The sequence below is a fragment of the Burkholderia sp. Bp9140 genome, from assembly GCF_003853425.1.
In the GTDB taxonomy this organism is placed as follows: Bacteria; Pseudomonadota; Gammaproteobacteria; order Burkholderiales; family Burkholderiaceae; genus Burkholderia.
The window spans coordinates 1-1,374 of the sequence record NZ_QTPQ01000104.1; the positions used below are offsets into that span (position 1 = coordinate 1).

Annotated in this window: 1 protein-coding gene; it reads right to left on the reverse strand. The window is 61.5% G+C overall.

Going from position 1 to position 1,374, the window contains the following annotated elements; all coding sequences use genetic code 11:
* Positions 1-43: 43 nt before the first annotated feature.
* Entirely contained in the window at positions 44-1,318 is a 1,275-nt protein-coding gene (locus DIE21_RS36785; protein WP_409364680.1) for an IS256 family transposase, read from the reverse strand.
* Positions 1,319-1,374 lie beyond the last annotated feature (56 nt).

Below are 1,374 nucleotides of genomic sequence, written 5' to 3' on the forward strand. Positions count from 1 at the left end.
GAACCTGTCCGCGTTTTTGTGGGCGAGGCGGTTGAACGGCACGTTATCCGCGCGCCTGCATAAATCGCTCTCCGAACAGGATAGCAAACTGGTTCATCGCTGATTTCCAATCGAAGGCGGACCGCACGGTCTTGGCCAGCACGTTGCGCAGCGCCAGCCAGAGCAGCTTGATCGCCGCCTCGTCATTCGGGAAGTGGCCCCGGGTCTTGATGATCTTGCGCAACTGCATGTTCAGACTTTCTATGGCGTTTGTCGTATATACAAGTCGTCGAATCTCCGGCGGGAACACGTAGAACGGTACGACGTGCTCCCATGCTCGCTGCCACGATTGCACGATGGTCGGGTATTTCTCCCCCCAAGGGCCGTCAGCGAAGTCCTGTAACGCCTGCCTTGCGGCGTCTTCGCTGGCGGCCGCGTAGATCGGGCGCAGTGCTGCGGCGAGTACCTTCCGGTCCTTGTAGCTGGCGTACTCCAGACTGTTGCGGATCAGATGCACGATGCAGGTCTGAACGGTGGTCCGTGGATAGGCTGCGCTGATGGCCTCGGTCAGCCCCTTCAAGCCGTCGACCACGGCGATCAGGATGTCCTGGCAGCCGCGCGTCTTGAGTTCGTTGAACACCTTGAGCCAGAACTTGGCGCCCTCGGTCTGCTCGATCCAGAGGCCCAGCACGTCGCGCTGGCCATCGGCCTGAATGCCCAAGGCCAGATAGACGGCCTTGTTACTGACCACGCCGTCGTCGCGGATCTTGACCCGCAGCGCATCGAAGAACACGACCGGATACATCGTCTCAAGCGGGCGACTCTGCCAGCTCAACGCTTCGGCCATCACCTCGTCAGTGACCGAGCTGATGAAGTCGGGCGAAACCTCGGTGCCATAGTGCTCGGCCAGAAATCCCTGAATCTCGCGCACGCTCATGCCGCGGGCGTACATCGCGATGATGCGTTCGTCGAAGCCGGTGAAACGGCGCTCGTGCTTGGGGATCAGGATCGGCTGGAAACTGCCGTCCCGGTCACGGGGCACGTCGACCCGGACCGGACCACGATCGGTGATGACCGTCTTGCCGCTGGCGCCGTTGCGTTCGTTGGCCTGACCAGAAGGCTTGGGCTGGCCGGGAGGGTAGCCCAGATGCAGATTCATCTCGGCGCCCATCGCGCGCTCGATGACCGCCTTGTTGAACGCCAACATCAGGTCCTGCACCTCGGCCGGCGTCATCGGCCCCTTGACCAACTGGTCCAGCAGTTCCTTGGGCAGCTCAGGCAGCGGCCCTCGGGCCGCTGCCTGACGCGCTACAGTTTGTCTTTTCTTCTTCATCGGCATATCCATGGCCTTTACACCTCATGATATGCCTCGCCCACGAAATCACGGATAGGTCC